This window comes from Streptomyces sp. R818 (assembly GCF_056172735.1).
Genome location: NZ_JAOCNE010000006.1, coordinates 303,998 through 317,104 on the forward strand (window position 1 = coordinate 303,998; position 13,107 = coordinate 317,104).

A 13,107-nucleotide genomic window follows, 5' to 3' on the forward strand; every position below is an offset into this window, starting at 1 on the left:
TGAATCGGTGAGGTGAAGTGCTGATGAGCACCACCCGGCCTTACTCGCCGGGCGACCACGGCCCCGAGTCCGGCGATGTTCCGGCTGCCGGCGGCCGGCAGGTCCGCACGCTGAGCCTCGCGGGGGCGAGCGGCATCGTGCCGCTCGCCCGTGACTTCTCCCGGGACGCGTTGCACGCGTGGGGCTGGCTGCCCGCCCCGAGCGCGGAGAGCCGCGCCGCCGCCGAGGATGTGCTGCTCGTCGTCTCCGAGCTGGTCACCAACGCCTGCCTGCACGCCGAGGGCCCGGACTCGCTGACGGTCTCCCTCGACAACAAGGTGCTGCGCATCGAGGTCGCCGACCACGGTGCCGGGCAGCCCGAGCCGCGCACCCCGCACCGCGCGGGGCGGCCCGGCGGGCACGGCATGTTCATCGTGCAGCGCCTCTGCCTCGACTGGGGCGTCGTGCGCACGCCCGGGGTCGTCGGCAAAACCGTTTGGGCGGAGCTGGGCACCCCCGCCTGAGGCGCGCCCTTCACGCACGGCCTGAGGCGCACCCTCCACGTACCGCCTGAGACACACCCTTCCCGCATACGGAGAGCACGCCGGATCGCTTCGATCCGGCGTGCTCTTCGTCTTCCGCTGCTCTGTGTCTTCCCTCGGCAAGGCGCCGGGCGTACCTTGAGCCACTCGCATCTGATGAACCGTCAGCAAACTGAGCTGTCGGCAGCCGTCGGTCTGGAGGGATCCCGAGGTGTCGTACCGGACGTACCAGAAACGAACCGCCGCGTGCGCGCTGAGCGCGGCCCTGGCCGGCTCGGCGGTGCTCATGGCCGCCCCGGCGGCCGAGGCCACGGTCCAGGACGTCAACTACAACTGCAAAACGCCGATCGGCAACAAGTCGGCCGTCTCCCCGATCGACATGAAGAGCGTCAAGAGCGGCAGCGGCTACAAGATCACGATGACCTTCCAGAAGGGCGTCTCCTCCAGCCCGGTCGAGCTCGGCAAGGGGGCGATGAACCCCAGCGCCGTGATCAGGCTCGGCGGCGCGGACAGCGGCTCGCTGCCGGTCTCGGGCCCGCCGAACGCCGCGGCGATCCCCGCCAACACCCCCATCAAGATCAGCGACCTCTCCGGGACGTACACCCCGAAGAAGAGCGGCAAGGTGACCTTCACGGCGGGCGTCCTGACCATCAAGGCGCTCGGTACGACGACGACCTGCACACCGGGCAACAGCCCGAAGCCGTCGCTGGAACTGACGGTGCAGGGCGGCGGCGCGGCCGGCAGCGGCGACTCAGACACGTCGGGGGCCGCCCCGGGAGCCGCGTCGGACGACTCCCAGCTCCCGCAGACGGGCCCCGGGGACTCGGCGCTCGCTCTGGGCACCCTGGGCGGCACGGTCCTCCTGACCGGAGTGGCGGGAACCCTGTGGCTGACAAGGCGCCACCAGGGGACGCCCCGCTAGGGGCGCGGGGAACGGCGCGAGCAACCACCATGCCGCTGCGCTCGCCGACGAGACACCGGCCCGTACGGCGCGCGGGCCACGGGGCTCTGCCCCGGACCCCGCTCCTCAATCGCCGGAGGGGCTTGTATGCGGCGACCGCGTCGCTGGCGACGGTTCTCGCCGCGTCACCGGCCACCGCGGCCCCGCCGACCTGGACCATCGCCCCTTCGGCGGGCGCCCAGAACGGCCGCCCGTATATCTACGCGGAGGGTGGCCCCGGCACCGCCCTGGAGGACGAGGTGGCCGTCACCAATCCGACCGCCCGCCCCCTCCGGGTGATCCTGCGCACCACCGCCCCCTGGATCACGCCCGCCGAGAGCCCCGTACGGGTCCCCCCTCGCACCCGCGCCGAGATCCCGTTCACGGTCACCGTGCCCGGAGCCGCCACCCCGGGCAACCTCGAGGGCACGATCGTCGCGGACGCCGGGGGCCGGACCTCCGGCGTCCGCGTGCACCTGCGGGTCAGCGGCCCCACCCTCTCGGCGCTCACCGTCGAGCACGTACGGATCACCGCCGGGCGCCACATCACGTACGACGTCGTGAACCGCGGCAACACCACCCTCACCCCCCGCCTGGCGATCACCGCGGACGGCCTCCTCGGCCGCGTCCTCGACAAGGCGCCGCGCACCTTGCCGCTGAAGCTGCCGCCAGGCCACCGCGTCGGCCTGACCGAACCCTGGCCCGACGCCCCGTCGTTCGACGCCGTCGACGTGAAGGTGACGGTCACGGCGGGCGGCGGCGCGCACGACTCGGCGGCGGCCACGGCCCGGTTCGTGCCCTGGGGGCCGCTCGGTGGAGCCACCGCCCTGGTCGCGGCCGTGGGCTGCGCCGCCCACAGCCTCGTACGCCGTCGTCGTCGCAGGAGCGCGTCATGACCCGTAGCAGCGCATCCGCCCCCCGCCTGCTGACCGTCCTCGCGCTCCTGGCCGCGCTCCTGGCCGCGCTCCTGGCGGGCACGGCGCCGTGGGCCGCGGCGGCGGACCGGCCCACCGTCGCCCTGTCCAGGACCGAGGCGGGCGCGGGCGGGTCGATCACCGTCAGGGGGACGGGGTGGGGGTCGAGGACGCTGCTGATGCTCCTGATCTGCGGGCAGTCGAGCCCGGCGCGCGGAGTCGTCGGCGGCACGAACTCCTGCGCCAACGGCGACGGGCGCGCCGTCACCACCGGCACCCGGGGCACGTTCAGCAGGCGGCTCCCGGTGGTCGAGCCGCCCCGGCCCTGCCCGTGCGTCGTCCACGTGGCGACCGTGAAGGGCGGGCCGAAGGCGCAGGTCGACGCCGTGCTGAAGGTCGCGGGGCATCCGGTGCGGGCGCTGCCCGCCGAGTCGGGCGCCGGTCGGCTGTCGATGGTCACCGACACGCGGCTGGAGGGATCGAGCTCCGTCCTGACGTGGTTCGGCGCCCCGCCCGCCCGCAAGTTCGTCTTCACCGTGGGCAACGTCGGCCCGTCCCCGGTGAAGAACCCGGTCTTCCAGGTCGGCACGGCACACGGCGTGTTCGCACCGCAGTACGAGGAGCAGCAGTGGCGCGGCACCATCGCGCCGGGCCGCAAGGCGCGGATCGCGCTGCCCGTCGAGCTGGCGGGCGGGGCACACGGCGACTACCTGGTGTCGCTGAAGTACGGCGGCAAGGTCCTGGCCGAGCAGCCGTGGGGCGTCGGCCGGCCCTGGGGCGTCGTGCTGTTCTGGATCCTGCTCTGCGTCGTCGTCCCGGCGGCCGTCTTCCGGATCGGTATGGCGGTCGTGGACCGGCTGCGACCGCGTAGCCCGCGTACTTCGCGTGACTTCCGCACTTGGCGTACCCCCGGCAACTCACGCCCCCCACGCCCCCCACGCCCCCCGCGCTCCCCGCGCGACCCGCACGCGCCGGGGCGGCACCGGGGCATCCAGCGCCTCTCCCATCTCCCTGGTCTTCCCGGCCTCCCCGGCCCCTGGTCCCCCAGGACGACGGACGCGCCCCGGGACGGCGCCGCCGACCCCACGACGACCCTGCCCTGGTTCGCCCCGGACAACGGTCCGGGCGAACCCGCGGCCGGGCAGCTCTCCGCACCGCCCGACAACAGCAGGACGACGAAAGGAAACACGTGAGCAGGCAACGGAGAGCCGGTGCGGCCGGCTGTGCCCTGATCCTGTCCGGTGCGGGGCTCTGGCTGGCCGCGGTCCCGGCGCACGCGGCCGACTCCTCGTACCGGACGGAGTGCATACCGCCGTCGATCTCCGGGCTGCCGCCGGTCGAGGGCACCACGGTCGCCGACATCACGGCCCCGGCGACCGCCAAGGTCGGCGACGAGATCGACGTCGTCTGGAAGACCACCCAGGCCGCCTCGAAGAACCCGGACGTCCTCGACCTCGACGCCGACACCGTGCAGCCCACGGGCACGGTGAAGGTGGGCGGCGCGCAGAGCGGTGATCTCCAGGTGCAGGGCGCCCGGAAGAACCCGGCGATCCCGAAGAACAGCCCGATGGTCCTCTCCGACATGACGGGCAAGCTGAAACTGACCACGGCCGGGGACGTGACGCTGACCCCGGACGCGTACACCATCAACGTCAGCAAGCCGATCTCGACGGACACGAAGTGCGCCCCGAAGGAGACGGTCGAGGCGGCGGTCACCATCAAGGTGACGGACGGGGGCGGGGCGAGCGCCGCGGGCGGGACGAGCAGTTCCGGCGGGACCACGAGCTCGGGCGGGACGAGCAGCACGGGCGGTTCCACCAGTACGGGCGGTTCGAGCAGCACAGGCGGCTCCACCGGCTCCACCGGCTCCACCGGCTCCACCGGCTCAGGCGGCTCCACCAGCGGCGGAGGCGGCGGTCAGACCGACTTCACCGGCAAGGAAGTCTCCGTCCCCTACGCCTGCAAGACCCCGATCGGCGACAAGAACGCGACGTCACCCGTGCAGATCAACGCCAAGAAGGACGGCGGGGCGTACGCCCTCACGGTCATGTTCGGGGCGTCCGTGATGGACAGCCCCGCCGACATCCCGGCCGACTCGGTCAAGCCGTCGATGGCGGTGAAGCTGGGCGGCGCCGACAAGGGCACGGTGAACGTCGAGGGCCCGACCAACAAGGAGCCCATCAAGTCCGGCGACCCGATGACGATCCCGGACCTGACCGGTACCTACAAGCCGGGCGCCGACGGCAAATCGACGCTGTCGCCGGGCGTCCTCACGGTGAAGGCGCTGGGCACGACCACCACGTGTACGCCGACGAAGACGGAGGTCTCCCTGGAGATCGACACGAAGGCGGTCGAGGGCGGCGCGAGCGGCGGCGCGGGCTCGTCCGGCGGCTCGGGCTCCGGGGGCGCCTCGGCGGCGGGCACGGACACGGCGGGCGGCGGCGGCCTCGCCGAGACCGGCGCCTCGCACGACGGCGCCCTGCGCGCGCTCGGCCTGGTCGCCGGGACGGTGATTTTGCTGGGCGGCGCGGTCTTCACGTTCCTGCCGAGGCGGCGGGCGGCGCGGACACGCTGATGTACGAAAGGGCCGCCGCACCGGAGCTTCGGTGCGGCGGCCCTGACGTGTGGGGTGCGGTCAGGTCAGTTGACGGAGCCCATCAGCTGCTTGACCTTCTTGCGGGAGGTCCAGATGCCGAAGCCCGCGATGACGGCGAGGATCGCCTCGACGGTGACGGCACCGCTGTTGTTGAGGTCGACGCCCAGCTGCGGCGAGGTCAGCAGACCTGTCACCGAGTCGCCCGCGGTGACCGCGAGGAACCAGACACCCATCATCTGGGCGCTGTACTTCTCCGGCGCCATCTTCGTGGTCAGCGACAGACCGACCGGGGAGAGGCAGAGCTCGCCGACGGTCTGGATGAAGTAGATCGCGACCAGCCACATCGGGCTGACCCGGCCGCCGTTGGTGGCGGTGTCGAGCAGCGGCATGAGGAAGACGAGGAAGGAGATGCCGATCAGCGTGAGGCTGGAGGCGAACTTGACGGCCGTGCTCGGCTCCTTGCCGCGCTTGTTCAGCCACAGCCAGGCGGAGGCGACCACGGGGGCGAGCGCCATGACGAAGATCGGGTTCAGCGACTGGTACCAGGAGGTCGGGAAGTCGAACCCGAGCAGGTGGTTGGTCGTCTTGGTCTCGCCGAAGATCGACAGCGTCGAGCCGTTCTGGTCGTAGATCATCCAGAAGACGGCGGCGACGACGAAGAACCAGATGTAACCCGACAGCTTCGACTGCTCGAGCGTGCTGAGCTCCTTGTCGCGCTTCATGCGCGCCAGGACGGCGATCGGGATGACCAGACCGGCGATGATCAGCGGCATCAGCGCCCAGTCGGCGAAGTTCCCGGTGACACCCATCAGCGTGTAGAGCACGACGGCGACGATCAGCCAGATCAGGCCGTTGCGCAGGGCGGAGCGGCGCTGCTCGGGCGTCGCGGGCTGGGCGACCACGCTGCTCTGCTCGCTCAGGTGACGCGAGCCGAGCAGGAACTGGCCGAGGCCCAGGGCCATGCCGAGCGCGGCGAGCGCGAATCCGAAGTGCCAGTTGACGTTCTCGCCGACGGTGCCGATGGTCAGCGGGGCGAGGAAGGCGCCGACGTTGATGCCGATGTAGAAGAGCGTGAAGCCACCGTCTCGGCGCGGGTCCTTCGGACCCTGGTAGAGGTGGCCGACCATCACGGAGATGTTCGCCTTCAGCAGGCCGGAGCCGAGCGCGACGAGCGCGAGGCCGGCGAAGAAGGTGGCCGCGCTCGGCAGCGCGAGCGTGATGTGGCCGAGGATGACGACTCCGGCGCCGATGGCGACCGTCTTGCGCGGGCCCCAGAAGCGGTCCGCGACCCAGCCGCCGGGCATGGCGAGCAGGTAGACCATCGACATGTAGACGGAGTAGATCGCCGTCGCGTTGGTGGCACTCATGTGCATGCCACCGGGGGCGATCAGGTACAGCGGAAGAAGGGCCTTCATGCCGTAGAAGCTGTAGCGCTCCCACATCTCGGTCATGAAGAGAGTGGCCAGTCCGCGGGGGTGGCCGAAGAAGGTCTTCTCGGTGCCAGGAGTGCTGGCCGAGTCCTTCGTCAGGCTGGACGCCATGGTCGATCCTCGAGGGTGTGCGGGACGCGCGGGGCAGAGCCGGTGCGCGCCCGGTGGGGGGTCGGCCGGCACCGGAGTCCTACCGTCCTCCCCACGCCCCGGGGGATTGCCCGTGCGAGGAGTTCGCACGCGACGAGGTACGGCGGACCCGGGATCCACACCCCGGCACGCTTCGCTGCGCGCGGGGCCCGGCCACAGGTCGTTCCTTTCGATGCTGACCGCGGTCAGCTCACACAGGAAAGGGACCTTTGGTGCGCAGTGCGCTCCTAAGGTCCCCCATTAGTGCATCAGGCGTTCGGTCACCATACGACACGACAGTGCCGCATATGGAAGGACTTGAGAGATGGATCACAGGTCCGAACGGAACCGCCCGCACTGTTTCGAAGGTGTTTCTCAGGATCGCATCCCACAGCCGCAGGGCGCGAACCCGGAGGCAGTGGCTCCGTTTCCTTCGGCCGCCCCCCGGTGGGGCGCTCTCGCCGATCACCCCCCGACCGTCCTCCGCCGCGGACTACCATCACCCCATGACCCGTGTACTGCTCGCCGAGGACGACGCCTCCATCTCGGAACCACTGGCTCGCGCCCTGCGCCGGGAGGGTTACGAGGTCGAAGTGCGCGAGGACGGACCGACCGCGGTCGACGCCGGACTGCAGGGCAGCATCGATCTCGTCGTCCTCGACCTGGGCCTGCCCGGGATGGACGGCCTGGAGGTCGCCCGGCGGCTGCGCGCCGAGGGGCACACGGTGCCGATCCTGATCCTCACCGCGCGCGCCGACGAGGTGGACACCGTCGTCGGCCTCGACGCGGGCGCCGACGACTACGTCACCAAGCCCTTCCGCCTCGCCGAACTCCTCGCCCGCGTCCGGGCCCTGCTCCGCCGCGGCGCCGCCGAGCCGAAGGAGACCCCGGCCACGCACGGCGTCCGGATCGACGTGGAGTCCCACCGCGCCTGGATGGGCGACGAGGAACTGCAGCTCACGGCGAAGGAGTTCGACCTCCTGCGGGTGCTCGTGCGCGACGCGGGCCGGGTCGTCACCCGCGACCAGCTGATGCGCGAGGTCTGGGACACCACGTGGTGGTCGTCGACGAAGACCCTGGACATGCACATCTCATGGCTCAGGAAGAAACTGGGCGACGACGCGGCGAACCCCCGGTACATCGCGACGGTACGAGGAGTGGGCTTCCGCTTCGAGAAGAGCTGAGCGCAATCAAGCCCCTCCGGCGATTGAGGAGCGGGGTCCGGGGCGGAGCCCCGTGACGGCAACCCGGGCGCCGGGCGCGTATCCGGGACACTGAGACAATGCGCCGCCGACTCATCAACTCGACCCTCGCCGTCGTCCTGGTAGTGATCGCCGTGTTCGGCGTCTCCCTCGTCATCGTGGAGACCCGGACCATCAGCAACAGCGCCCAGGACCGCGTCGAGTCGGAGGCGGTCCGCCTCGCCTCCATCGTCGACAGCCGCCTGCTCAGCGACGAACAGGTCAGCCGCGACATCCTCGCCGACCAGATCGCGATGGAGGAGCGGTACGCGGTCGTCGCCATCCCGGGCCGCGCCCCCATCGAGCTGGGCACGGAACCCGAGGGCGACGTCATCACGTACACCGCCGAGGGGGAGCGGGGCGAGAAGGTCACCGTCGAGGAGCCCCGCTCGGCCGTGACCCGCGAGGTCGGCCGGACCCTGCTGATCATCGCGGGCGTGGCGCTGCTCGCGGTGGTCGCCGCCGTGCTGCTCGCCGTCCGCCAGGCCAACCGGCTCGCCTCCCCGCTCACCGACCTCGCCTCCACCGCGGAGCGCCTCGGCTCCGGCGATCCGCGCCCGCGCCACAAGCGCTACGGCGTCCCCGAGCTGGACCGCGTCGCCGATGTCCTCGACGGTTCGGCCGAGCGCATCGCCCGTATGCTCACCGCCGAACGGCGCCTGGCCGCCGACGCCTCCCACCAGCTGCGCACACCGCTGACCGCGCTCTCGATGCGGCTCGAAGAGATCACGATGACCGACGACATCGCCGAGGTGAAGGAGGAGGCGACGATCGCGCTCGCGCAGGTCGAGCGGCTCACCGACGTGGTGCAGCGGCTGCTCACGAACTCGCGCGACCCGCGTACGGGCTCGGCCGTCACCTTCGACCTCGACGAGGTGATCAAGCAGCAGCTGGAGGAGTGGCGCCCGGCCTACCGCAGCGCGGGCCGCGCCATCGTCTCGTCCGGCAAGCGCCACCTCACGGCGGTCGGCACACCGGGCGCGGTCGCCCAGGTGCTCGCCGCGCTGATCGAGAACTCGCTGATGCACGGGGGCGGCACGGTCGCCCTGCGCACCCGCGTCACCGGCAACCAGGCGGTCATCGAGGTGACCGACGAGGGACCCGGCGTCCCGGCCGAGCTGGGTTCACGGATCTTCGAGCGGACCATCAGCGGCCGGAACTCGACGGGCATCGGCCTCGCCGTCGCCCGCGACCTCGCGGAGGCCGACGGCGGCCGGCTCGAAATGCTCCAGGCGGCACCGCCCGTCTTCGGCCTGTTCCTGTCGCGCACCCCGCTGAAGAAGAACGCGGACGTTGAGGAGGACCCGGGGACGATCCGCTGAGGCGCCGGGCGGCTACGGCTTGACGCGGTAGACGGGCTTCGCGTCCGACTCGTCCTCCAGGAACGATTCCGCGCGCGCCACGGTCTCCCGCGCGGGCAGCGTCTTGAAGACCCAGGTCCGGTACGACCAGAACCGGAACAGGGTCGCGAGCCCCATGCCGAGGAACTTGAACACGTTGCTCTGCAACTGGCTGTCCCAGTGGAAGGCGTACGTGGCCACGTAGAGAACGCCGTTCTCGATGACCAGGCCGACGACGCTGAACAGCAGGAACAGGGTCAGTTCCTTCGCCCGGCCGCTCTTGTCGCGGTCGCGGTAGGTGAAGTAGCGGAACCCCACGTAGTTGAAGGCGATGGCGACGATCGTCGCGATCACGCTGGCCCGCACGACCTGGAGGTCGGTGCCGTGCCGCATCGCGTTGAAGACCGCGAAGTTCACGAGCACGCCCAGGGCGCCCACGACGCCGAACTTGGCGATCTCGCGGGCCAGGGCGTCGAAACGCTGCCGCAGCGCGCCGATGCGGCCCGGCCGCACCCCGCTGTCCGCACCGGATGTTCGGCTGGTGGTCGCCTTCATGTGGTCGCCTCGGCCCCCGTAGTCCCCGTCAATGTGGTCTCGCGGTCCGTCGGGACCACTCCTGTCATGCTAACCACGCGCTCCCGAAGTCGCCCGGTGGTGAGGTTTGTGGACCTTCCTCCAAGGGGAGGCCCGTACGGATTCCGGCCGAACGGCCGATACGCTGGGGGTGTGACGTTCCCGGTAGTCGGCATGGTCGGCGGGGGGCAGCTCGCTCGTATGACACACGAGGCGGGCATCCCGCTCGGCATCAGGTTCAAGCTCCTCAGTGACACTTCTCAGGATTCCGCGGCGCAGGTCGTCGGTGATGTCGTCGTGGGCGACTATCGCGACCTGGACACGCTGCGCGAGTTCGCGCGCGGCTGTGACGTGATCACCTTCGATCACGAACACGTGCCGACCGAGCACCTGCGGGCCCTGGAGGCGGACGGCATCCCCGTCCGCCCGGGACCCCACGCGCTGCTCTACGCCCAGGACAAGGGCGAGATGCGCGCGAAGCTCAGCGCGCTCGGCGTCCCGTGCCCGCGCCACCGCATCGTGCGGGACGCGGCGGACGTGGCCGCGTTCGCGGCGGAGGGCGACGGCTTCCCCGTCGTCCTCAAGACCGTGCGCGGCGGCTACGACGGCAAGGGCGTGTGGGTCGTGCGCTCCGAGGCGGAGGCGGGTGAGCCCTTCAAGGCGGGCGTCCCGGTCCTCGCCGAGGAGAAGGTCGGTTTCGTACGGGAGCTGGCGGCGAACGTCGTGCGCTCGCCGCACGGCCAGGCCGTCGCCTACCCCGTCGTCGAGTCGCAGCAGGTCGACGGCGTCTGCGACACGGTGATCGCCCCGGCCCCCGGCCTGGACGAGGCGCTCGCGGGCGAGGCGCAGGAGCTGGCGCTGCGCGTCGCCAAGGAACTGGACGTGGTCGGCCACCTGGCGGTAGAGCTCTTCGAGACCCGGGGACCCGACGGGAAGCCCGGCATCCTCGTCAACGAACTGGCGATGCGCCCGCACAACTCCGGCCACTGGACGCAGGACGGCGCGATCACCTCGCAGTTCGCCAACCACGTCCGCGCCGTCCTCGACCTCCCGCTGGGCGACCCGCGCCCGCGCGCGAAGTGGACGGTCATGGCCAACGTCCTCGGCGGCGACTTCCCCGACATGTACAGCGCGTACCTGCACTGCATGGCCCGCGACCCGCAGCTGAAGATCCACATGTACGGCAAGGACGTGAAGCCCGGCCGGAAGGTCGGCCACGTCAACACCTACGGCGACGATCTGGACGAGGTCCTCGACCGCGCCCGGCACGCGGCCGGATACCTGAAGGGCACGATCACCGAATGAGCGCCGCGAGCCAGTCCTCTTCCGCCGTCGGCCCCGTCGTCGGCATCGTCATGGGCTCGGACTCCGACTGGCCCGTCATGGAGGCGGCGGCGAAGGCCCTCGCCGAGTTCGAGATCCCCTACGAGGTCGACGTCGTCTCCGCGCACCGGATGCCGCACGAGATGATCTCCTACGGGGAGCACGCCGCAGGGCGCGGCCTCAAGGCGATCATCGCGGGCGCGGGCGGCGCCGCCCACCTGCCCGGCATGCTCGCCTCGGTCACCCCGCTGCCCGTCATCGGCGTGCCCGTGCCCCTGAAGTACCTCGACGGCATGGACTCCCTGCTCTCCATCGTGCAGATGCCCGCCGGGGTGCCGGTCGCCACCGTCTCCGTGGGCGGGGCGCGCAACGCGGGGCTGCTCGCCGCGCGCATGCTCGCCGCGCACGACGAGGAGCTCCTCGGCCGCATGAAGGAGTTCCAGCAGGAGCTGAACGACCAGGCCACCGAGAAGGGCAAGCGGCTGCGGGCCAAGGCGGAGGGCGCCGGGGCCGGTTTCGGCTTCGGCAAGTAGGTCGAGCCGTACGAAGGAGTGATCCGGAAGTGAGTGGGAGCGGTATGACGGACGAGGCGTTGCAGCAGGCCAAGGCGATACTCGCCGAGTTCCCTGTCGTCGACGGTCACAACGACCTGCCGTGGGCGCTGCGCGAGCAGGTCACCTACGACCTCGACGCGCGGGACATCGCCGCCGACCAGAGCGCCCACCTCCACACCGACCTGGCCCGGCTGCGGGCGGGCGGCGTCGGCGCGCAGTTCTGGTCCGTCTACGTCCGCACCGACCTCACCGGCGACGCGGCGGTCAGCGCCACCCTCGAACAGATCGACTGCGTCGACCAGCTCATCGCCCGCTACCCGGGCGACCTGCGGGCCGCGCTCACCGCCGCCGACATGGAGGCGGCGCGCGCCGAGGGCCGCATCGCCTCCCTCAAGGGCGCCGAGGGCGGCCACTCGATCAACAACTCCCTGGCGACGCTACGGGCCCTGTACGCGCTCGGCGTCCGCTACATGACGCTCACCCACAACGACAACATCGCCTGGGCCGACTCCGCGACGGACGAGCCGAGCGTCGGCGGCCTCTCCGCGTTCGGCCGCGAGGTCGTCCGCGAGATGAACCGCGAGGGCATGCTCGTCGACCTGTCGCACGTCGCGGCGGAGACGATGCGCGCGGCGCTGGACACGTCCGTGGCGCCGGTGATCTTCTCCCACTCCTCCGCGCGGGCCGTCTGCGACCACCCGCGCAACATCCCGGACGACGTCCTGGAGCGGCTGCCCGCCAACGGGGGAGTGGCGATGGCCACCTTCGTCCCCAAGTTCGTCCTCCAGGCCGCCGTCGACTGGACCGCGGCCGCCGACGCCAACCTCCGCGCGCACGGCTTCCACCACCTCGACTCCTCGCCCGAGGCGATGAAGCTCCACCGCGCCTTCGAGGAGTCCAGGCCGCGCCCCGTCGCCACGGTCTCCACGGTCGCCGACCACCTCGACCACATGCGCGAGGTCGCGGGCATCGACCACATCGGCATCGGCGGCGACTACGACGGCACGGCCTTCACCCCCGACGGCCTGAACGACGTCTCGACCTACCCGAACCTGATCGCGGAGCTCCTCACCCGGGGCTGGTCCGACCGGGACCTCTCGAAGCTGACGTGGAAGAACGCGGTACGCGTGCTGGGGGCGGCGGAAGACGTGTCCCGAGACCTCCAGTCGACCCGCGGCCCCTCGAACGCGACCCTGGACCAACTGGACGCCTGACACGCAGCGCCCGCCCGGCTCGATCCGGGCGAGCACCCACCCGCCCCCGACGTGGGCAATCTGCCGCCACGCCCCTCCCACCCAGCCGCCCCCGCCTTGGGCAATCTGCCGCCACGCCCCTCCCACCCAGCCGCCCCGCCTTGGGCAATCTGCCTCCCCCAGACTCCGTCCGGGGGGACCCCCAGGGCGGCAGGGTGGGCAAGGCGGCACCCCAGCGCCGGGCAAGCGCACGAATGGGCCCGCACGAGAGCACGGCGGTGTTCAGCGCCGGGCCAGCGCACGAGCGGGCCCGCACGAAAGCACGGCGGCGCTCAGCGCCGGGCCAGCGCACG

At 71.5% G+C, this 13,107-nt stretch carries 12 protein-coding genes; 10 read left to right on the plus strand and 2 right to left on the minus strand.

What is annotated here, in order from left to right:
• Positions 1 to 23: 23 nt before the first annotated feature.
• The 5 genes from N5I75_RS17765 to N5I75_RS17785 all read left to right on the plus strand — a co-directional run bounded on the left by N5I75_RS17765 (position 24) and on the right by N5I75_RS17785 (position 4,950).
• Complete coding sequence (locus N5I75_RS17765; protein ID WP_476678656.1) at positions 24 to 503, plus strand: ATP-binding protein; 480 nt, start codon at positions 24 to 26, stop codon at positions 501 to 503.
• Between the two features lie 229 nt (positions 504 to 732).
• Positions 733 to 1,443, plus strand: coding sequence for an LPXTG cell wall anchor domain-containing protein (locus N5I75_RS17770; protein ID WP_476678658.1), 711 nt, complete (start codon positions 733 to 735; stop codon positions 1,441 to 1,443).
• Positions 1,444 to 1,565: 122 nt separating this feature from the next.
• Positions 1,566 to 2,357: a COG1470 family protein gene (locus tag N5I75_RS17775; protein ID WP_476678660.1), complete on the plus strand. Its 792-nt coding sequence runs from the start codon at positions 1,566 to 1,568 to the stop codon at positions 2,355 to 2,357.
• Positions 2,354 to 3,568 carry a hypothetical protein gene (locus N5I75_RS17780; RefSeq protein ID WP_476678662.1) on the plus strand — a complete coding sequence of 405 codons (1,215 nt, stop codon included), beginning with the start codon at positions 2,354 to 2,356 and terminating at the stop codon, positions 3,566 to 3,568. The genes N5I75_RS17775 and N5I75_RS17780 overlap by 4 nt, the downstream gene beginning before the upstream one ends.
• A complete protein-coding gene (locus N5I75_RS17785; protein ID WP_476678664.1) occupies positions 3,565 to 4,950 on the plus strand; it encodes a hypothetical protein in 1,386 nt (461 codons plus the stop codon). The genes N5I75_RS17780 and N5I75_RS17785 overlap by 4 nt, the downstream gene beginning before the upstream one ends.
• A 65-nt stretch (positions 4,951 to 5,015) precedes the next feature.
• Here the strand turns inward: N5I75_RS17785 and N5I75_RS17790 are convergent, their stop codons facing one another.
• On the minus strand, positions 5,016 to 6,512 hold the full coding sequence (locus tag N5I75_RS17790; protein WP_476678666.1) for a peptide MFS transporter: 1,497 nt from the start codon (positions 6,510 to 6,512) through the stop codon (positions 5,016 to 5,018).
• 524 nt (positions 6,513 to 7,036) lie between these two features.
• Between N5I75_RS17790 and N5I75_RS17795 the strand changes: the two genes are divergently transcribed.
• Both N5I75_RS17795 and N5I75_RS17800 read left to right on the plus strand, forming a co-directional pair.
• On the plus strand, positions 7,037 to 7,714 hold the full coding sequence (locus N5I75_RS17795) for a response regulator transcription factor (protein ID WP_356494430.1): 678 nt from the start codon (positions 7,037 to 7,039) through the stop codon (positions 7,712 to 7,714).
• 98 nt (positions 7,715 to 7,812) lie between these two features.
• Positions 7,813 to 9,093 (plus strand): ATP-binding protein, encoded by a 1,281-nt coding sequence (locus tag N5I75_RS17800; RefSeq protein WP_476678668.1) that lies wholly within the window; start codon positions 7,813 to 7,815, stop codon positions 9,091 to 9,093.
• A 12-nt stretch (positions 9,094 to 9,105) separates the two neighbouring features.
• Here the strand turns inward: N5I75_RS17800 and N5I75_RS17805 are convergent, their stop codons facing one another.
• Complete coding sequence (locus N5I75_RS17805) at positions 9,106 to 9,666, minus strand: GtrA family protein (protein ID WP_476678670.1); 561 nt, start codon at positions 9,664 to 9,666, stop codon at positions 9,106 to 9,108.
• A 171-nt stretch (positions 9,667 to 9,837) separates the two neighbouring features.
• Between N5I75_RS17805 and N5I75_RS17810 the strand changes: the two genes are divergently transcribed.
• Genes N5I75_RS17810 through N5I75_RS17820 form a run of 3 tightly spaced genes read left to right on the plus strand, consistent with a single transcriptional unit; the run spans position 9,838 to position 12,775 of the window.
• Positions 9,838 to 10,989, plus strand: coding sequence for a 5-(carboxyamino)imidazole ribonucleotide synthase (locus tag N5I75_RS17810; RefSeq protein WP_476678672.1), 1,152 nt, complete (start codon positions 9,838 to 9,840; stop codon positions 10,987 to 10,989).
• Positions 10,986 to 11,540 carry a 5-(carboxyamino)imidazole ribonucleotide mutase gene (purE, locus tag N5I75_RS17815; protein ID WP_476678673.1) on the plus strand — a complete coding sequence of 185 codons (555 nt, stop codon included), beginning with the start codon at positions 10,986 to 10,988 and terminating at the stop codon, positions 11,538 to 11,540. Before N5I75_RS17810 ends, purE begins: the two co-directional genes overlap by 4 nt.
• A 44-nt stretch (positions 11,541 to 11,584) precedes the next feature.
• Positions 11,585 to 12,775, plus strand: coding sequence for a dipeptidase (locus N5I75_RS17820; protein WP_476679530.1), 1,191 nt, complete (start codon positions 11,585 to 11,587; stop codon positions 12,773 to 12,775).
• Positions 12,776 to 13,107: the final 332 nt, after the last annotated feature.